Below are 18,127 nucleotides of genomic sequence, written 5' to 3'. Positions count from 1 at the left end.
TTTTTTTANTTTTCTCAAGCTTTTATATTTTTCTCCGCGAAGAAGCCTTTGTGCGACTTCGTGAGAACCCTGACTGCCGTCCTTTAGATTTGCATAATATAACTATTCAAATAAACTGCCTCTGAGACCCGTTAAAGGGTGTTTTTGACATCTATTGGTGAATTATACCTAATAGCGTATCTTAAACAAAAAAAGAATGGGGTGAACTTAGCTGCCGTCCAGGAAAGACCTATTGCCTGTATCAGTCCCCATTCTTAATTCAGTTGCTTCAGAACCAGTTAGAATTATAGGTTTCCAGACCTTCTAAAGGTAATAGTTTTAGCAACTTCACTTTAAACTATTGTAAAGTTATGAAATTTAAAGTTTTTATCGGAATCGATGTCAGCAAATCCACCATTGATGTTTTCCTGAGAAACGGGCGTCTGCATGAGGTGTTTTCCAACGACGAAGAGGGGTTTGCCCAGCTTGTGGAATGGATAATGGATCATATAGGTGAAGTCCTTGCAAGGGAAATACTGGTAGTTTTTGAATCTACAGGCATTTATTCACGGAACCTTGCTGTTTTTCTTAGCACCCATGGTTTCTCCTTTTCAATCGTCCCGGGCCTGGAATTAAAAAGGTCCATGGGCATAAGAAGGGGTAAATCGGATAAGGCAGATTCCGAGTTCATAGCGGAATATGCCTATGAGAAAAGGGAAAGGCTGGCCATGTACGAAATGCCGTCAGCTGTCCTGGAAGAGCTCAAAAAGCTCGTGACGCTAAGAAGTCGTCTGGTAAAGCAAAGGGCCGGCTTCAAGGCCTCACTGGGCGAATATAAAAGAGTTTTCGGTCCCCAGGAAGGAAAAGTATACGCAAAGACACAGGAAGACATGATAGAGTGCCTGACTTTGCAGATTGCCAAAGTGGAGAAAGAGATGATCAGGCTGGTCAATGAGGACGAAATGTTGAAAAACCAATACAAGCTTATAACCTCCATTAAGGGAGTGGGGCCACAAACTGCCCTTGCCATGATTGTGCTGACCGGAGGGTTTACCAGGTTCAGCTCATGGAGAAAGTTTGCCAGCTATTCAGGCACTGCACCCTTTCCCAACGCATCAGGCACCTACAGGGGCAAAACAAAGACAAGCCACCTTGCCAACAAAAGTATAAAGACCCTGCTGACACTATGTGCGGGGACCTCGATACAGCACAACACCGAAATGAAGCTGTATTACGAAAAGAGGATATCGGAGGGAAAAAATGAAATGAGCACACTCAACATTGTGAGAAACAAAATAATAGCCAGGATATTTGCAGTCGTTAACAGGCAATCCCCTTATGTGGATACCCTAAAGTTTGCGGCATAAAATTGAAAAATTGTACTATTTTACTTGCTTTAACCTTAGAATACAGGCAGGTTGGTATTCTTCGTGGCCCATTTTTTCATTTCCTCCCTACCAAAGTAAACGGAAGCATAAATAAAGCTGTGATGAAAGCGAATGAAAGATTGACCGCCCAGCCCAGCAGCCTGAAAGGCAACAGGATCAGCCAAATTAAAGGGTAGAGGAGTATAGCTACCAGCGCAATCGGCCAACACAGGATCAAAAGAATACACCAAAGTAAGAAGTTGGTCATGATTTTACATTTCCATTACCAACTCCAAGTTCTATACCAGAGCCCCTTGAAGCCATTAGAGGACGTTTTTGATGGTTTGCTGTACGGAAATGGGCAATAAAGAGTACACAGGTGGACAACTTGATTTAAGGTACCATTTGCCCTTTCACTAACTTCTCGGAGCGTTCCCATAACTTCCAGGCCAGTTTGTCGGAGATTTGGGAGTTCTTTTTGCCGGGTTTTCTTTTGTGATAATATTCTCCCGGCTTCCATTTATCAGGGTTGGTTACCATCCAGATCAGGGTGTCGGCGCCCTTCTCAGGGCTGATCATGAAGAGGTCTTTTAGGAAAGTATTGTAAAAAAGTTTCGCCAAGAAACCACCTTCCCGGGCAAATCCCGTGGATACCACCCCTGGATGGAAGGATCCTGCTTTTACATTTTCAAAACGGTTTACAATTTCCATGGCGTGCAAAATATTCATCAGTTTTGCCCGTCCGTAGGCTCTCATTGAGCTATACGGTTTTTCGTTTTGGAGGTCCTTGAGTTTGATTTTACCCATATTATTGGCCATGCTGGAGGTGTTGATGACCAGGGCAGCCGACTTTTCCAGACGATCTTTTAAAAGCAAAGTGAGTAAAAATCCACCTAGGTGGTTGATCTGGAAAGTCATTTCGTTACCATCATCGGTAAGTTGGCGGTCAGCAATTACACCGCCCACATTATTGATTAGTACATCAATCTTAGGATGGTTGGCTAGCATGGTGTTAGCAAATTCATGGACAGAGCTCAGTTTCGCATAATCCACCAGATGGTATTCGCAGCCGATTTCTCCGGCAAGCTGCTTGGTCTGGTCAGACCTGCCGGTGATGATTACATTAGCTCCTCTTTTGGCAAAGTCTCTGGCTGCAGCAGCCCCGATACCCGAACTGCCTCCCGTAATGATGATGGTTTTTCCCTCTATTCTTGGCTCCATGGTTAGCTTTATAGTTTTACCTAAAAAGTCTCTGTAGAAGAAAATGTTTAAATTGGAATCCGCCGACGCCTTAAGGTATCGGTGTGAAATTGTAACTCACGGCAAACCTTGCCCCGAGCAAAAGCCGGTTTTGTGCGTTGAATTCATAATTGGCCAACGAAAAGAATGGAGGATCAAAAAGGTTGGAATCCTGCCGGTAATTGATCCAAAGGGCAGAAAGTCCAGTGGCTAACTGAACTATCAAACGTTCTGCAGTCCATCCCCACCCCGTGGATGAAAATAATCATCGGCGCTCCCTAAGGAGCAAGGAGCTCATAATGATTATTGCCATATGCACATTTAAAAATAGCCCAGGTGATTAATTCCACTTTACAATCAAGCATCCAGCTTCTATGTTAAATATTCAGTTTAGTTACTCTGTAAGAAAAGTACTTATCGATCATCTTCATGGCCACGCTGGATGGCATGGCCTTAAATGCGAAATTTCTCAACCCAATGAGTAGGGGATTGGTTAGTTGCCCCATTTTGCCAAGTTTCAAGCTTTCTTTAACGATGCTTTTTGCTCTGGGATAATGAAGTTCTTCATATCGATCAAAAGCCATTTTGGTCAAACCGTATTTTTGCAGGGACTTTGCCAATATATAAGCGCCTTCAATAGCCATACACCCACCTTGCCCCAAATTTGGCGTGGTGGGGTGGGCGGCATCCCCGATCAAAGTGACAGGGCCTTTTGTCCAGCCATTCCGGAGTTTACGGTCCATTATGCCGTTTTTTAGGATGTTATCGGTTTTGCGGATCAGGTCCGGGATGGGAGCGTGCCAACTGGAGAAAAGCCTGTTAAGTTTAGCCTTGGCCCCTTCCGGGCTGTCATCCTGCATGAAATCTTCATTGCAGGTGGCCCACCAGCCATATACTCCATCTTTAATAGGCACTATCCCCACCCTTTGGCCTTTTCCGAAAGTTTCGCTGCCGTAGCCTATGTCAAAATCGGTTTTTACCACGCCACGCCATACGTTGTAGCCTCTGAAAATTGGCTCTCCATCATTGAATACGTGTTTCCGCACTTGCGAATGAATGCCGTCGGCACCAATTACCGCATCAAACACGCCACTTTCGCCGTTATCAAACGTGAGTTTGATCTGCCCATTTTCCAATTGGGACAATTCCTTCAGAGGGCTATTATTGTGTAATTTGGCGTCGAGGTTTTTTAAAAGTATGGCGTGTAGGTCGGCTCTGTGGATGCAGATTACAGGATAGTCAGTTTTGGGCTCCGACTTGCTTAAAATATCTCCGCTATCGGTTTTAAGATACACCGTTTTGAATTCCCCACTGTTTTTGAGAATATCGGCTAGCAGACCCAATTCATCCATTACGCAGAGTGCATTGGGAAAAACACTGATGGCAGCACCTATTTCCCCAAAATCTTCTTTCCGTTCAAATATGTTGATGTCATACTCATCGCTGCCCAAGCATCTGGCAAAGGTCAGCCCGGCAATCCCGCCGCCTATGATAGCTATTTTCTTTTTTTCGATCATGGATTTTAGAAGGACTTAATGGCCTACTCATGATCAAATATAAGCATCTATTGACAGTTCTTTTACCTATTCCATCGTTTACAGCTTCACATATTTCTCGCCGCAGCCCTCAATGCAAACGTAGGTGATGATCAGGGTAGATCCAGTATGCTCAAACGGATAAGGCCACTGAGGTTCGCAACCATCTGGGGAGATGGTGGAATCTGTGAGTGAATAACATTATCTCTTACCAACGTTATTTTAAGTTTTAGGGGTGTCCCGTTTTTCCTAATTAGTCAAAATTTGATTCTTTTGTCCAAAGCTTACTCGATTGGTAGGTTATGTGATTTCAAGAAGGATAGTTTATCCCAATAACCGCGTTGGAAAACGATTTTTCCATTTTGAATCTGAAAAAATCCGCAACCCCGAAGTCCCATTGGGTCCTTCCATTCCAAAATGGCCCATTCCCCATCTTCAAACACGTTTTCCGGTATGCAGGTCATCTCAGCATTGGTAAATTCCTCCTCAAACATTTTCTTAATCGCGGTTTTTCCTTCCACCGGTTCGTTTGCCACTTGATGGTTGATTGCGTGCTCTGCATATAGGTCTGATAAAGCCTCTACATCAGCTCTGTTAAAGGCATCAATCCATTTATGTAAGGTGTCTTTTGGGGTCATTTTGTAATATTATTTTAAGAGTAGGGGATGAGTCTGCGGGGATTTAGGGCTTTTCTTCTTTCTATGATCTGTTTATAAGATTTACGACTACATTGATCATCATTTCTTTTTCTTCAGGTTTACTTTCAACCCTTAAAGGATTGGTCTTTTTCATTTCCAAAAAGACTTGACCCACCGAATCTTTTCTTTAATTCATCCACAGCATGTTTTGCTTCCTCGTAGGATATTCTAAAAGTTGCTTGGATTGGGGTATCGGATAAACTTAATCTTTGATGGTCATAATCATCCAGAATATCCAAAGCAGTCGAAAATTCAGCTAAAACTTCAAATATACCTTTAGTCTGATCGTCTGAACCAAGACTTTGGATTGTTCTATTAACAAGTTTTATTGTTTTTTGAAGTTCGAATAACCTCTTTTCGTTAAACGTATAGCCTTTTACCAGATGATCTTTAATGATCTTGTTGGCCCAAATTCTAAAGGTTGTACCCTGTTTGGAATTAACACGATAACCCACAGAAATTATCAGATCCAAATTATAGATTTTTATCTGTCTCTTTACTGTTCTTTCTCCTTCCTGTTGAACTTGTGTAATTTTTGCACAAGTTGCCTTTTCATCCAATTCAGAGGTTTTGTAAATATTTCGGATATGCCTAACGATTGATGTCCCGTCAGTGCCAAACAATTCAGAAATCTGATATTGATCCAACCAAAGGGTGTCATTTTCAAGAAGCACGTGAATAGTAGGTGCGTCTTGACCTGACTGATAAATTACTATTTCACCTTTTTGCTTCATGAGCTAAATCTGACCTAATTTCATTGCGTTGAGTTTTTGAGATCTTTGATTAAATAAACTTCTTGTCTTCTCGGCAGCTGGAAAAAATTATCAATTGTACTTACTTCTCAAGAAATCTGTAATCTTAATTTCGAAATTAATATAGGGTGGGAAAATTGCACTTAATGCACCTAATAAACCTGACACAAATATGTTCGGGCAACATGCATCAACCATTATTTCGTTATTGCGAAGGGTTATTTGGGCGCCAATTATGCCAGATTTTTGAACAATTATACTTTTAAGAGGCTTAGAACCAAATGTACCAACTTTGTAATTGGGGAATTGACCTTCCAAAGTCAAAAGCAATTGATTGATGTCAGGTAACTGTTCTGCTTTAATAATCAAATTTCTAGTTGTTCCAAATCTAAATTTACGACTTAATCTTGAATTAGTTATGCTCTTGAATCGCATAATTGCCCACAACGTGATTCAGCTTGGAGACGGCGGGCTATCCATGCCGTTTGTTTTAAATTACATGGTTCTGCCCGCTGGAGCCAAGGTGCTGTGTGTGCCTTGAATGGTGAATATAGGTCAAAAAGTTGACCGTTCCAACGGGTGAAAGTCCCTAAGCGCGGGGGTAATCCCGAAATTATCGGGACAGGCTGTCCCGAAGCCAAGCAAGTGGCAAGGTGGTTTGGGGTGACCCATACACTGAAGTAAGCCAGACTGCGGTGTCTGTACTGACGAACAGAGCCTGTCCCGCCCAGCGGGAAACCATATACTGAGGCCATGAGGTCGGATGAGGTGGCACAGCACACCGAAGTCCCAGCCTTCCATAGGGAGGAAGTACCAAAATGGTAGATATGGCAGAGATAGACACAAGGATATTCACCTTACCAAGAGGACTGAGCGTAAAGAAAATATCCTGTGGATATTTTTAGCGAAGGGCCAGGATGCGGGGTGGGTTGGAATAGACTAGGTTTCTATGAGCCAAGAAGTCAGCCGAGGTCATAGTAGTTACCGGTAACGAGCTGTATGATCTACAGAGGTCTCACTGGGTAATGAAGGACTGAACGCTGGATTACGTCCAAACCTGCCTGCGGAAGGCAGGTTCGATGTGGAGTACCGTATTGGTGCAGCCCCATCTTAAGCGGACAGGGTTAACAAATTAATTATGATAGAAAAAGTACTCAACCGTAAGAACCTTTACAAAGCCTACCGACAGGTGGTGCGGAACAAAGGATCGGCTGGGGTGGACGGCATGAAAGTCACCGAATTGTTATCCTACTTGGAAAGCAACAGGGAGAGTATTGCCACATGCATCCTCAACCATACGTACGTGCCTCAACCTATCAGAGGGGTTGAAATCCCCAAGGAAAACGGAAAAACAAGATTGCTAGGAGTCCCCACAGTGGTGGACAGATGGCTACAACAGGCAGCCAGCCAGGTGCTGATGACCAAGTATGAACTCACGTTCGAGGAATACAGCTATGGCTTCCGTCCGCAGAAGAACATCCATAAGGCAGTAACACAGGCTCTGAAACACATTAACGATGGTTATCAGGACATAGTGGACATTGACCTCAAAGGATTCTTCGATGAAGTAGACCACTCAATCCTCCTACAGTTTATCTATCAGCAGGTAAAATGTCCGACAACCCTACGGCTTATCCGAAAATGGCTACGTGCACCAATCCAAATTGACGGAAAACTGCACAGGCGTAGAAAAGGCGTTCCGCAGGGCTCTCCAATAAGTCCGCTGCTGTCCAACATCCTATTGGATGTTCTGGATAAGGAGCTGGACAGGAGAAGCCTGAAATATGTCCGCTATGCTGACGACTTCAGTATCTACACCAAGTCAAAAAGAGAAGCCCGTAAAATGGGCAATGAGATTTACCTTTTTCTAAAAGACAAGCTCAGACTGCCCATCAACAGGGAGAAAAGCGGCATCCGAAGACCCTCCAACTTTGAATTGTTGGGACACGCATTCGTTCCGACTTATCAGAAAGGGGTGAGAGGAAAATACCAGCTGGTGGTGAAACAGAACAGTTGGGAATCCCTGAAACGAAAGCTCAAGCAGATTACCAAGAAAACCAGACCGTACAGTTTTGAGGAACGGCTGAAAAAGCTGGCTGAAGTCTGGCGGGGATGGGTAAACAATTACCGCCTTGCCAGCATCCAAGCAAAGCTTAAATCACTCGACGCGTGGCTGAGAAACCGTCTCAGATATTGTATCTGGTCCCGATAGAATATCGGGAGAAAAAGCCGGAGCGGAAACGTAAAAACCTGATTAGATTGGGAGTGGACCAAGACCATGCCTATGCATGGAGCAGGACCAGAAAAGGGGGATGGGCAGTGGCCCAGAGTCCGATTCTGATTACTACTATCACTTTGTCACGCCTGAGAAGAAAAGGGTATGAATCGATGCTTTCCTATTACCTGAAAACGCAACCTACAATCCAGTGAACCGCTCCCGATGATAATCGGGAAGACCCGTATCCCGAAAGCCTTCGGGAGTGGTGTGAGACTTGTGCGCCGTGGCGTAGGCGCACCGTGGGCTTATGGCTCACGGCCGTCTACTCGATTATGCATAGGCATTTTCTTTAGGGGTTGTTTATTCAAATTGAGTAACCATTAAATGTCATCTATTTTCTGTCCAAATTCCTTTTTGTCTTTAAAGGCTCGTTTGGTCACTTTCAAATCCTTAAAATAACCAATTGTCGCAATGTCTACATATAGTCCAACATAACCCTTCTGATTTTTTCCTAACATCTTATTCACGATGAAAGAAGAATATTTCATGTCATTGATAAACATTTCAGCAGTTTCACCATTCACCTCAATCCGCATGGTAATCCACTCTTCCATCGCTACAGGGGCAGAACCTTCATAGGTTCCTGCCGGGAAATTATCCCTTAAGGTCTGAAATTTATAATCAGGGTATGAAAAATATTGAACAGCATGATTTCTGGCATATTGGTTATTTATTCTTCCTACTTTAGGTCGGAGATAAATAGATTCAAAGGCGGAATCATCTTCTTTTATTCTAAAATATACTCCAATAAAACCTGCAGCTGGAGCATAAGGCGAAGGGTCTTGGAATTTGCTGTACATTTTTACTTCTATCGTTCCGTTTTCAAAGTCATCTAAGCCCAAAAGCCGAGCATAGTGGGTTTCGTCAACAGTTTCTTCCAACCGATTGGCATCAAATGGAAGGGCCTCTAAATCCCGTTCAATTTTCAAAACCTTTTTGCCCTGAAATTTTACAATCTCACCAGTGACATTATGAAGCTCAAAGGTTTGTTTGCCCAGCTTCAAAGTCTGCCAATTTTCAGAACTCTGGGCTACAACGCCATTGTAAATTCCCAAAATTAAGCTTAGGCATGTGAATAATTTAAACATCTTCATTGATTCATTTTTTTAGGTTAATCATTTATGCTCTTACAATTTCAGCAAAGCCTCAGTTTTTGTAACCACTCTGCCCAACGCACCGAATTCATGTAAATCCCCAAATACTTCAATGCGGATAGATTGTTCTAAACCACCTACCTTTACTGCATCAAAGCCATTGTATTCTATTAATTGCTCTATATCCGTATCTATAGAGGTGTGATTTGTAGCATAAAATAAAACTGATTTTTCAGGTGAATGAAAAGCTGCACTTGCTAATGAAGCTGCACCTAATGTACCGAATGCTTTGACCAGTTTTGCTCCCTTTGGTAAGATAGCAGCATTAAGCTGTCCAGCGGATTCTTTTTCACCAATAATTTTTTTGAAACCACCGCTTTCGTCTGGAGCAATAGGATTTGATGGGTCAATGATTATTTTCCCTTGTAGTTCGGTACTAAATTGTTCGAACAATTCCTGAATGGTGTTGAACCAAACAGACAACACAATAATATCTGCATTCTTAATGGCTTCACTTATTTCGGTCGCTGTTGCCAGTGTTCCCAATTCCTTTGCCAATGCTTTTGCATCTTCCAATTTTCGGCTTGCAATAATTACTGGCTGATTCCCTTTGACGAAGTTTTGGGCTAAAGTTTTCCCGATATTTCCTAAGCCGATGATAGCTATTTTTGATGTTGTTGACATACTATTTCTTTTGAAGTTTAACAATAAATTGATAATGCAAAGTTGTGATATAAAGAGCTCTCACTACAATGAACTGGGTCAAGAAATAGTATTGATGTAGTTTAAGATTTTTTGGTTTGCTTGTTTCTTAAACGACTTAAAAATTCGGGTGTAATGCCTAAAAATGAAGCAATTTGTGTTTGTGGAATTCGGTTGGCCAGGTGCGAATAACTTTCTATAAATGATAAATACCTTTCTTCGGCAGAAGAACTAATATTTTGCAATAATCGCTTCTGAAGCGATACAAAGCTATTTTCAATCAGTACCCTAAAAATACGGTCGAACTTAGGAGCTTGAATATAAAGTGACAGCAAATTATCGTGGCTTATTTGTAATACCATTGTGTCTTCCAAAGCATCAATATTGAGTTCAGAAGGTGTTCGTTCGTGAAAACTACCAATATCGCTCAACCACCAATTCTCGGAAGCAAACTGTATAATGTGAGTATTTCCTTTGTCATCAACTTTGTACATACGCACACAGCCTCGAACTATAAAATTGAACTGGTTACATACATCACCTGACTGCAATACATACTGCCGTTTTCGGTACAATCTGGGTTTGAACAAGTCGAACACCAATTGTTTTTCTTCCTTATTAAGAGGAATTAGATTTTGAAAATAACCTAACAAAGGTTCAATTTGTGTTTGTATAATTTTTTCTTCATTCATTCTTTGTCGGTACGAGGATGTTTTATCAGTTCGCTGCATTGCCCACAACGGGATTCAGCTTGGAGACGGCGGGCATTCGGAGCCGTTCTCTTCCAGCCTACTCCTAACTTCTTAAAGATACTAAACTTTCTATTTACTCTGAACCGCCCGCTGTCTTCCAAGGTGATGTTAGCGAACGTATTCTTTTAGTTCCTTCATATTAAAGGACAAATAAATTGATTCTTCAATAGACCAATACTCTCCTTTAAGAAAATAGACTGGACGGCATGGCAGTTTCATAATGGAATCTTGGAAAAGCTTGTTAGTTGCGGGATGCGTGGAGTGCACGATTTTCACTTCCCTTATTCTTCCTGTTTTATCTGACTTAACATTCACTGAGACTTTTATTGATTCCCCTTTCAAATCTTCTATTTCATTAGGATTAAAATTCTTTAAATCTTCCTTATCTGAATAATCACATTCAAAAGACTCAGTTTTTGTTGAATTGACAACTCTTCCTTCTTTAATGGTAAATTTTATTTCCTGTTTATAAATTGGAGTATAAAATGACTGTTCATAAACTTGGTTTTTCCCTGCCCAATAATCTCCATCAACAAAATCTGCTCTTATTAATCCATCGGTAAATTTTATCCCTAATATTTCTTCTATCAATGGATTTAATTGTTTTTCTGAATGGCAATCAAGTACGTTGGATAAATACAGAACATCGTTAATTATTCTCCATTCTGCTCGAAAGCCCTTCCAACAATCAGAAGAAACTACATATTCATCTTTCCTTAACCTCAGGATTTTATCACTTATTCCTTCAATCTTATCTAGTGGAGAATCATAAAAATTTAAAGTGTCCTTTCCAAAAAATAGGACATCACGAATTTGGGAGGTCGCTTTTGATTGATTTGCAACCATAATCAGAATCAAAAATATGTAGATGGGTTTCATCATATGTTCGCTAACGGTTTACGGCTTTGCGATGTGGCGGCATTTTAGCACAAAAGTTCAATAGAATTACTGATGTTGAATCTTGCACAAATGTTTCATAGTAGCACTTCACCCGCCATATTGCAAAACCGATGTTATGCGGTCGGCTTTCGATTTCAGTCAGTTTTATCATTGTCTTTAACAGCAATTTGTCCCGGCTTGAATGGATGGACATTTCACTGTTCCATAGCTACAAAATACACAACAGTCGCCCTGTTTTGGCTTTAATACCTTTTTGCAGCTTTCGCACTCGTAAAAATATTGGCAAGCGTCTGTCGGCATAGTTTCTTCTTTCTTATGTCCACATTCAGGGCAAGTGATAGTTGATTGCAGGATTATGTTCATTTTATTTCTTTTTTGTCGGTTACGGAATAGCCTGTTTTAGTTATGGCTTTTTCTATCTCTTGAATGTCGGTTTGAGTTCTATCAAATTCTATGATTGCGTTGCCGTTGTCGTAAGAAACATTCGTCTTAATTATTCCTGTCAGTTTATTTACTTCGTGATTTACGTTTTCTTCACAACCTGCACAAGTCATTCCGTTAATTGTAAATTCTGCTGTTTTAATGTTTGATTGGTCGGTTATGATTGTTTGACTTTCTGTCTTTGGAAAGAATATGTGGACATAACTTGGAAACGCAAGCATCAGTCCTGCAAAAACTGTTACGAAACCCAAAAACTTTTTTGTCTGAATAAAGGGTGTTTTTTCAGTTGTGTCGCAGCAGTCAATTTGTTTTTGAGGTTTCAGTTTTTGATACCAAGCAAACGCAAGAACCAAAACTGTCAAGCCAATTAAATATGGTCTGAATGGGTCAAGCCAAGAGAAAGTAGAAGCAAGTCCACTTGTTCCAGCCAACAGAGCCAAAACAGGTGTAATGCAGCATAGTGATGCCGAAATTGCTGTCAAAAGTCCAAGTCCTGCAAGTTTATTATCTGATTTCATTTTCTTACTGTCAATGTCGTTGGTTGTTGTCTTTTAAGCTGCCGCATAACGTTTTGGCGCTTGGCGCAGTGGCGGATTTCGGAGCTCTAAACTGTCAATACACCACAAAAGTTGATGCGAGGTAGAATGTTCAATTAACCACTTCACCCGCCATTGAGCCAAACGCCTGTTACCTGCTGTGCTTTCTATTTCCATATTTCCCACCACTTTTTTTCTGTTTTATTGTCTGTCGATTTAGATTTTGTCAATGAAGAATGAAAGAAGTATAACGTTGTTGATGGCTCGCAGTCAGGTTTTACAATTACTCCACTTTCAACTAACTTATTAAAATCTTCTTCAAGTTTTTCCTTGTCAAGATACTTTTTGTATTTGTCTGGTCGTGAAGATACAAACTCACCAAGACGCCATAAATCAAAACCATCATAGCGTTGCTCTGGAAGAAATGCAAAATCAAAATCTACGGAAGTGTTGTCGTCAAAGTCAACCGCTAAACCAATTCCGTGAAATGCATAACGTTTGATGTGATACTTTTTCAAACTACCTACTTGCGGATAAATTTTGTCGTGTCTGTATGCCGTCAACAAATCTGTTCTGTTGAATTCTTGCTTAAAAGCATTCATTACTCTTTCAACATTTTCTTGGTAGTCAGTTATTAGGTCAACAAGGGTGTAAACCTTAAATGACTTTCTTAACTCTGTCACAAGTGGATGGATTTCGTTAGCTAAATCTTCACCGTCCTTATGAATGAAGTCGTCCCAGTCGCAAGTGGGAGCAAACCACAACCATAAATCATTCAATTGGTCGGTGTCACCTGCTTTAAGTTTGTTTAAACTTTCTCTAAGTGCTGAATGAAATTCTTGTGCAGATAAAAAATTGTTGGAGTATCCACCCGAAAACTGTCCCGCTAACTTCTCTGCCTCGTCAAGAAGTTTTAAAAGTCGTTCAAGTTTTGAGTTGTCTAATGTCATTTATTTTGTCTGTTTACTTTGATGTTATCAGGTCGTTCAGCATTGCAGGTAACGTGATTCAGCTTGGAGACGGCGGGCATTCGGAGACGTTCGCTTCATGCCTACTCCTAACTCCTTAAAGGTACTGATTTTCATAATTACTCGATACCGCCCGCTGGATCCAAGGTGATGTTACCTGCCGTAATTATCGCACTTTCTTTACAAGACTTCCTTTGTTGTCGTAATATTCTTCTGTCATAAGTTGATGGTCTGATGAATATTCAAGCCACTTACCAAGCCTTATGATGTCATAATTACTTCTCTTTCCAAAGGTTGTTACTTCTTTGATTTTTGTTCCGACGTCTTCGCGTTGTTTCCACACATAAGTGTTTACATGGGTTTCCAATAAAGGTGCGTATAAGGGTCGCTCATAAACAACCTCACCTGAATAGTCAGGTCCATACATTTTATAGCACCACAACACAATGTCAATTCCTTCTATTGGTTTGTCAGCATATAAATTTTCATCCAATGGATACCGATTAATTGTTTTGTTCACTTTGAAGTAAAAGTGGATTGTATCGTTGTTGTAGTTCCAATATTCAGAACATTCTCTTGTCCCGTAGTCAAGATTAGGATACATTTTGACTACGCCTTTTAGTTTCAGGTTTTTAATCGAAACAAATTTTCCGTTGGGAAGTCTACCTTCAAAGTCTTTGGTCAAATGAACCTTTGTAACATATTCTGTGCCGTCGTCCTTTTGAACAATTAGCCCTTTTGTTTGAGTTAAACTATAACCCTTGTCATTTTCAAACCTTGAGTCCGAACTAATACAGTTTTTTCCTTGCTCCATGATTTCTACATCAACAGTTTGCAGCGTACTGCTTTTCATTATGTCGGCAAGTGTGGTCTGGCATGGACAAATACTCTCAACTGTAGCTTTTGCAACAAAGGAAGTGTCAACCTTGAAGGTCTTTTGTTCAAATTGATACTCCTGATCCTTTTTTGTCTGTACAGAGCAACTAAAGAAAAGTGTCGGAATGAAAACGGTCAGGAATATTATTTTGTATGGCATCTCTTTTATTATGGCAGGTAACGGAATTCAGCTTGGAGACGGCGGGCATTCGGAGCCGTTCTCTTCCAACCTACTCTTAACTTCTTAAAGATACTGATTTTCATAGTTACTCGATACTGCCCGCTGGATCCAAGGTGATGTTATGGACTGTTTTTTATTAACTGCCTTTCAAAGAAGTAAAAATACTTGACGATATTGTCATATTTTCCTACAAACAATCCATCAACTATTGAAATTTCTATACCATTTGGATATTCCACAACCATATTATATCTTGGGTTACCAGCTGGACTTGATAATTTTTCTTCTGGATAATCCACAATCTTAGCAACTTCTAATAGGTCATTTATTTCGTCAATTATTTTATTATCCAATTTAAAACTCTTTTCTCCTTCTATTTTCGTGTATGCTATTCCATTGTAATTGACTGTTCCATCTGAAAAAATGTATACTTCAAAAATTGGACAAATACCATGACAAGGTTCAACCTCAAAATAAAGCTTTTGAAAATCCATTCTTTGTTTAGGTTCATATTTTAGGAATTGATAATCTACATCATCAATTTTTAATGTCAATTCATTTTCCTTTTTCAGTTTTATATAGCAAGTATCATAGCTATATTCAAAATATTCATCTTTGTTGTCAACGATTAACATTTCATTATTAACAGTGAACTCGAACATGCCTGGAGCATCATAAATTGGATGCAACATTACAGAATCCCTGAATAATAGAATTTTGTCATCGTTAAACCAAAAACCATTTAGTTTTTGAGAAATATGTTCTTCTTCTCTTTTATTGCATGAAAGGAGAGTCAGAAAGAAAAATATGTAGATGGGTTTCTTCATCGTTTTTGAAATAGTCCATAACGTTTTGGCGCTTGGCGCAGTGGCGGATTCCGGAGCACTAAACTGTCAAAACATCACAAAAGTTGATGCGATGTAGAATGTTCAATTAACCACGTCACCCGCCATTGAGCCAAACGCCTGTTAGGTGCTGGCGTTTTAGTCTTTAGTATGTTTTCCGTCTTTGTCAAGCAGATTCTATTTTGTTTCTTCTTTCATTATATTCTTCTTTAAAAAGTGTAGGTGCAACCAAGTCAAGTAATGGAGGTTGTTTCCATAAACTTCGTTTATGGAAATACTTATCAATAAACATTGAGAATGGAACAAGTTTAGACATTCTCATTTGTATGTATTCTTCCAAATACTTGTCATATTCTTCTTGAGATTTGAAGTTTCTCTTTTTTTGTTTCTCTATTTTTTTGTTGTCGTGATAAATGTTTAAGATTTCATGTAGTGCAATGTCGTTGGCTAATCCAACCTGATTGTAGATAAGTGAATCAATATTTACTACAGATAATGGCTTAACATGATGAATAAATAAACCTTCTTCCGCCAACTCTAACAAAGCATCCTGAAACCAAAAATCGATAAGTTCATTAAATCCCGGAGTGTCGTATTGATGGTCGTGTGTAAGCAAAACTGGATAAATGAAAATTTCTTTATAGTGATAATCTGTATCAGCAGAAAATTCATTTTTTAGAACTCTGCGTATGTTGTTTATCAATTGCATAACAGCCTTTGACTTTATTTTTCCATCTGGCAATTCTTCATAGTCCAATACTCTTCCAAACTCTTCTTCATACACATTGAAGTCGAAAGACATTTTTTTATTTGCTGCAATTAAGAAGTCTTTTGATTCAACAAGTAAAATGTTTTTGCCCTTTCTTACATAATAATCAGGTGCAGCGACAATTTTCATATTTTCCAATTCTTTACCTGAAAACCGAATACATTTATCAGGATATATACTTTCCATTACATTGTAGCAAAGTATTTTTTCTGAAAATTCGTCACCGTAGAAACTTTTAATTTCCTTAATCTTTTGAGCTGATGGAAGAGTTTTATTTACATCTCTCAAAAGGAAATAAACACCTTTGAAAATCTTTTCAACCACAAATAAATTGAAGATTATGCGGTAAACGCCATCTTTTACTTTGTAAAACGGCTTTGCTCTAGTTGTAAGAAAATCATTTTGGTCAAGTTCATCATTTTCCTGAATCATTAGCTTTTCAATAAAAGCACAGCCTTGTTTAAAATTGTCTCCTGGTTCTACAACAATGTCGGTATGTGCTTCTCTTTCATTCTTTATTGCAGGAATGGTTAATGGCAAAAGACTTTTTAAATAGTCTTGCCATGTTGGGCAATTAAAATAATTTAAAAATGCAGCTAATAGGGGTTTGGTTTTTTCATGAGATTCAAGAAACTGAAAGAGATAAATAGCCTTAATCATTTGTGTTGTCCAAATCTGATTGATGTCGTAGTTTGATTTATCCGAAACAGGATATTGCATACAAAACAGCATCATTGGAATTTTTAATTCTTCATCACTTTCCTGTGCTGATGGAAAGGCAACAGCTTGTTTTTCGGTAAATTCAGTATTTAAAGCCAAGTAAGCCTTAAACAAATTAACTTCTAACTCAGCTTGTGTTTGGGTTTCAGGCTCTTCAGGCTTTGAAAAGTAATATTCAAAAAGTCTCAAACTAGAATAAGTGTTTATTATTCCTATTCTAACACCTTTCTTTTCAAATTCCTTTATTCTGTCATAAACTTGGTTTGCAAACTCGTTGTTTTCTGTTCGGAAAAACATTCCAAGAAACTCCTTATTGTCGTCAAACTTTGATTTATGATTTTTGAAACCTAAAAAGAAAGCCGCTGCATTTAAAATCATTTCTCTGCTGCTTCCCGCCAAATACTGTTCAAAAGTTAGTCTTTCTTCTGTTGGAAAGGCAACTTCAAATTCTAGGATTTGTTCCATGCTAACTGAGTTGGCAATATATGATTTGTCTGTCGTCAAAATGGGTTGCTTTTTTTTATGTCGGTCATTTTGTTATTACACGGTAGTTCTCTACGCTTGCACCTAACGGGATTCAGCTTGGAGACGGTGGGCTTTCGGAGCCGTATTCTTCAAGCTTACTCCTAACTTCTTAAAGATACTGATTTTTATAGTTACTCGGAACCGCCCGCTGTATCCAAGGTGATGTTAGCGAAATGTTGCTTTTTTCACTTTCTTGCTTGATACATAGCAAATGCTGTATTTTTTACATATTCATTTGGGTCATTTTGCATATTATAAACGATTTCTAATGGGGTTATTTTATTTGATGCAACTGCCATGCGAACCTTAAATTCAGAATCAGTCGAAAGCTTAATTAGTAATTCTTTTGAATTAGTCTTCCAAGCAATATTTCTTCTAACTTCTATATTTTCTGATTCCGACAATCTTTCTTGAAAAGAGCTGGGGAGATTTTGATGAATAGCTATGTTTGAAATAGCTCTGATATCTTCTTTTTTCTTCGCTTTTTCATAAAGCTTGATAACTTCTGTTGAATCCAAAGATTTATCCTCTGTTAATTCGTATAAATTAGAACTTTGGATTTTCCGCAATTCTGTAATTCCTGTTAATAAAACAATTATAAGTCCTGATAAGATATATAGAATCAGTCGTTTTGATTTATGTTTGGAAAATAAAACTACTAAAGAGGTTATGGCCAGGGTAAGTGCAGCAAAAAACAAAAACAAATTAATGAGTAAGCCTGGTAACATGAATAAAATAAACAAATTACTTTCATTTATCTCAAACCCATTAATTTCTAGAAGCAGGATATAAGTCAATACCGCAACTAATCCTATCGCAGCTGAGAATATCAACCGAGTACTTTCTTTGTAAAATTTCATTTAGTCATCACTTTCGTTGGTGTACTACCTTCCTGCAATTTTCGCTAACTTGTTTATACCCCTCACGCTTATGAGGCTTATCCCCCCAATTTCGGGGGGATAAGCCTCAT

21 protein-coding genes are annotated in these 18,127 nt (G+C 39.3%); 4 read left to right on the top strand and 17 right to left on the bottom strand.

What is annotated here, in order from left to right:
* Positions 1–350: 350 nt before the first annotated feature.
* Positions 351–1,346 carry an IS110 family RNA-guided transposase gene (locus KIH41_RS06490; protein WP_214161911.1) on the top strand — a complete coding sequence of 332 codons (996 nt, stop codon included), beginning with the start codon at positions 351–353 and terminating at the stop codon, positions 1,344–1,346.
* A 35-nt stretch (positions 1,347–1,381) separates the two neighbouring features.
* Here KIH41_RS06490 and KIH41_RS06485 read toward each other — a convergent pair whose 3' ends face one another.
* The 6 genes from KIH41_RS06485 to KIH41_RS06460 form a co-directional block, all read right to left on the bottom strand.
* Positions 1,382–1,597: a hypothetical protein gene (locus KIH41_RS06485; protein WP_214161910.1), complete on the bottom strand. Its 216-nt coding sequence runs from the start codon at positions 1,595–1,597 to the stop codon at positions 1,382–1,384.
* Positions 1,598–1,739: 142 nt separating this feature from the next.
* Complete coding sequence (locus tag KIH41_RS06480; protein WP_214161909.1) at positions 1,740–2,567, bottom strand: SDR family NAD(P)-dependent oxidoreductase; 828 nt, start codon at positions 2,565–2,567, stop codon at positions 1,740–1,742.
* Between the two features lie 70 nt (positions 2,568–2,637).
* Positions 2,638–2,811, bottom strand: a complete 174-nt coding sequence (locus tag KIH41_RS06475) for a hypothetical protein (protein ID WP_214161908.1) — start codon at positions 2,809–2,811, stop codon at positions 2,638–2,640.
* A gap of 151 nt (positions 2,812–2,962) precedes the next feature.
* Positions 2,963–4,102, bottom strand: coding sequence for an FAD-dependent monooxygenase (locus KIH41_RS06470; RefSeq protein ID WP_214161907.1), 1,140 nt, complete (start codon positions 4,100–4,102; stop codon positions 2,963–2,965).
* Positions 4,103–4,404: 302 nt separating this feature from the next.
* Positions 4,405–4,758 (bottom strand): nuclear transport factor 2 family protein, encoded by a 354-nt coding sequence (locus KIH41_RS06465; RefSeq protein ID WP_213943802.1) that lies wholly within the window; start codon positions 4,756–4,758, stop codon positions 4,405–4,407.
* A 125-nt stretch (positions 4,759–4,883) separates the two neighbouring features.
* Positions 4,884–5,552: a virulence RhuM family protein gene (locus KIH41_RS06460; protein WP_214161906.1), complete on the bottom strand. Its 669-nt coding sequence runs from the start codon at positions 5,550–5,552 to the stop codon at positions 4,884–4,886.
* Between the two features lie 436 nt (positions 5,553–5,988).
* Between KIH41_RS06460 and KIH41_RS18210 the strand changes: the two genes are divergently transcribed.
* From KIH41_RS18210 to KIH41_RS18130, 3 genes are all read left to right on the top strand, one after another.
* Positions 5,989–6,111 carry a hypothetical protein gene (locus KIH41_RS18210; protein WP_262897960.1) on the top strand — a complete coding sequence of 41 codons (123 nt, stop codon included), beginning with the start codon at positions 5,989–5,991 and terminating at the stop codon, positions 6,109–6,111.
* Between the two features lie 597 nt (positions 6,112–6,708).
* Positions 6,709–7,782 carry a group II intron reverse transcriptase/maturase gene (ltrA, locus tag KIH41_RS06455; RefSeq protein WP_246538994.1) on the top strand — a complete coding sequence of 358 codons (1,074 nt, stop codon included), beginning with the start codon at positions 6,709–6,711 and terminating at the stop codon, positions 7,780–7,782.
* Positions 7,740–8,000 carry a hypothetical protein gene (locus KIH41_RS18130; protein WP_246538992.1) on the top strand — a complete coding sequence of 87 codons (261 nt, stop codon included), beginning with the start codon at positions 7,740–7,742 and terminating at the stop codon, positions 7,998–8,000. Before ltrA ends, KIH41_RS18130 begins: the two co-directional genes overlap by 43 nt.
* Before the next feature lie 168 nt (positions 8,001–8,168).
* Here the strand turns inward: KIH41_RS18130 and KIH41_RS06450 are convergent, their stop codons facing one another.
* The 11 genes from KIH41_RS06450 to KIH41_RS06405 all read right to left on the bottom strand — a co-directional run bounded on the left by KIH41_RS06450 (position 8,169) and on the right by KIH41_RS06405 (position 18,017).
* Positions 8,169–8,942: a family 16 glycoside hydrolase gene (locus tag KIH41_RS06450; protein WP_214161905.1), complete on the bottom strand. Its 774-nt coding sequence runs from the start codon at positions 8,940–8,942 to the stop codon at positions 8,169–8,171.
* Between the two features lie 33 nt (positions 8,943–8,975).
* A complete protein-coding gene (locus tag KIH41_RS06445; protein WP_214161904.1) occupies positions 8,976–9,626 on the bottom strand; it encodes an NADPH-dependent F420 reductase in 651 nt (216 codons plus the stop codon).
* A 101-nt stretch (positions 9,627–9,727) separates the two neighbouring features.
* Entirely contained in the window at positions 9,728–10,336 is a 609-nt protein-coding gene (locus KIH41_RS06440; RefSeq protein ID WP_175574442.1) for a Crp/Fnr family transcriptional regulator, read from the bottom strand.
* Between the two features lie 168 nt (positions 10,337–10,504).
* Positions 10,505–11,278: a hypothetical protein gene (locus KIH41_RS06435; protein ID WP_214161903.1), complete on the bottom strand. Its 774-nt coding sequence runs from the start codon at positions 11,276–11,278 to the stop codon at positions 10,505–10,507.
* 174 nt (positions 11,279–11,452) lie between these two features.
* Complete coding sequence (locus tag KIH41_RS18125) at positions 11,453–11,659, bottom strand: GDCCVxC domain-containing (seleno)protein (RefSeq protein WP_013631656.1); 207 nt, start codon at positions 11,657–11,659, stop codon at positions 11,453–11,455.
* Entirely contained in the window at positions 11,656–12,255 is a 600-nt protein-coding gene (gene merTP, locus KIH41_RS06430; protein WP_013631655.1) for a mercuric transport protein MerTP, read from the bottom strand. Before merTP ends, KIH41_RS18125 begins: the two co-directional genes overlap by 4 nt.
* Before the next feature lie 185 nt (positions 12,256–12,440).
* Entirely contained in the window at positions 12,441–13,223 is a 783-nt protein-coding gene (locus KIH41_RS06425) for a DUF6896 domain-containing protein (protein ID WP_214161902.1), read from the bottom strand.
* A 184-nt stretch (positions 13,224–13,407) separates the two neighbouring features.
* Complete coding sequence (locus KIH41_RS06420) at positions 13,408–14,277, bottom strand: hypothetical protein (protein ID WP_214161901.1); 870 nt, start codon at positions 14,275–14,277, stop codon at positions 13,408–13,410.
* 140 nt (positions 14,278–14,417) lie between these two features.
* Positions 14,418–15,125, bottom strand: coding sequence for a DUF6438 domain-containing protein (locus KIH41_RS06415; RefSeq protein WP_214161900.1), 708 nt, complete (start codon positions 15,123–15,125; stop codon positions 14,418–14,420).
* Between the two features lie 184 nt (positions 15,126–15,309).
* A complete protein-coding gene (locus KIH41_RS06410; protein WP_214161899.1) occupies positions 15,310–17,097 on the bottom strand; it encodes a hypothetical protein in 1,788 nt (595 codons plus the stop codon).
* 245 nt (positions 17,098–17,342) lie between these two features.
* Entirely contained in the window at positions 17,343–18,017 is a 675-nt protein-coding gene (locus tag KIH41_RS06405; protein ID WP_214161898.1) for a hypothetical protein, read from the bottom strand.
* Positions 18,018–18,127: the final 110 nt, after the last annotated feature.

Origin of the sequence: Litoribacter ruber, assembly GCF_018500185.1 — a bacterium.
In the GTDB taxonomy this organism is placed as follows: domain Bacteria; phylum Bacteroidota; class Bacteroidia; order Cytophagales; family Cyclobacteriaceae; genus Litoribacter; species Litoribacter ruber.
This window is presented reverse-complemented; position numbering and strand designations above follow the sequence as displayed.

Coding starts and splice junctions, on each gene's coding strand:
- KIH41_RS06460 (WP_214161906.1), bottom strand. CDS start 5,552: ATGAAGCAAAAAGGTGAAATAGTAATTTATCAGTCAGGTCAAGACGCA.
- KIH41_RS06490 (WP_214161911.1), top strand. CDS start 351: ATGAAATTTAAAGTTTTTATCGGAATCGATGTCAGCAAATCCACCATT.
- KIH41_RS06470 (WP_214161907.1), bottom strand. CDS start 4,102: ATGATCGAAAAAAAGAAAATAGCTATCATAGGCGGCGGGATTGCCGGG.
- KIH41_RS06480 (WP_214161909.1), bottom strand. CDS start 2,567: ATGGAGCCAAGAATAGAGGGAAAAACCATCATCATTACGGGAGGCAGT.
- KIH41_RS06440 (WP_175574442.1), bottom strand. CDS start 10,336: ATGAATGAAGAAAAAATTATACAAACACAAATTGAACCTTTGTTAGGT.
- KIH41_RS06465 (WP_213943802.1), bottom strand. CDS start 4,758: ATGACCCCAAAAGACACCTTACATAAATGGATTGATGCCTTTAACAGA.
- merTP (WP_013631655.1), bottom strand. CDS start 12,255: ATGAAATCAGATAATAAACTTGCAGGACTTGGACTTTTGACAGCAATT.
- KIH41_RS18125 (WP_013631656.1), bottom strand. CDS start 11,659: ATGAACATAATCCTGCAATCAACTATCACTTGCCCTGAATGTGGACAT.
- KIH41_RS06415 (WP_214161900.1), bottom strand. CDS start 15,125: ATGAAGAAACCCATCTACATATTTTTCTTTCTGACTCTCCTTTCATGC.
- KIH41_RS18210 (WP_262897960.1), top strand. CDS start 5,989: ATGCTCTTGAATCGCATAATTGCCCACAACGTGATTCAGCTTGGAGAC.
- KIH41_RS06405 (WP_214161898.1), bottom strand. CDS start 18,017: ATGAAATTTTACAAAGAAAGTACTCGGTTGATATTCTCAGCTGCGATA.
- KIH41_RS06435 (WP_214161903.1), bottom strand. CDS start 11,278: ATGATGAAACCCATCTACATATTTTTGATTCTGATTATGGTTGCAAAT.
- KIH41_RS06410 (WP_214161899.1), bottom strand. CDS start 17,097: ATGGAACAAATCCTAGAATTTGAAGTTGCCTTTCCAACAGAAGAAAGA.
- KIH41_RS06450 (WP_214161905.1), bottom strand. CDS start 8,942: ATGAAGATGTTTAAATTATTCACATGCCTAAGCTTAATTTTGGGAATT.
- ltrA (WP_246538994.1), top strand. CDS start 6,709: ATGATAGAAAAAGTACTCAACCGTAAGAACCTTTACAAAGCCTACCGA.
- KIH41_RS06445 (WP_214161904.1), bottom strand. CDS start 9,626: ATGTCAACAACATCAAAAATAGCTATCATCGGCTTAGGAAATATCGGG.
- KIH41_RS06425 (WP_214161902.1), bottom strand. CDS start 13,223: ATGACATTAGACAACTCAAAACTTGAACGACTTTTAAAACTTCTTGAC.
- KIH41_RS06420 (WP_214161901.1), bottom strand. CDS start 14,277: ATGCCATACAAAATAATATTCCTGACCGTTTTCATTCCGACACTTTTC.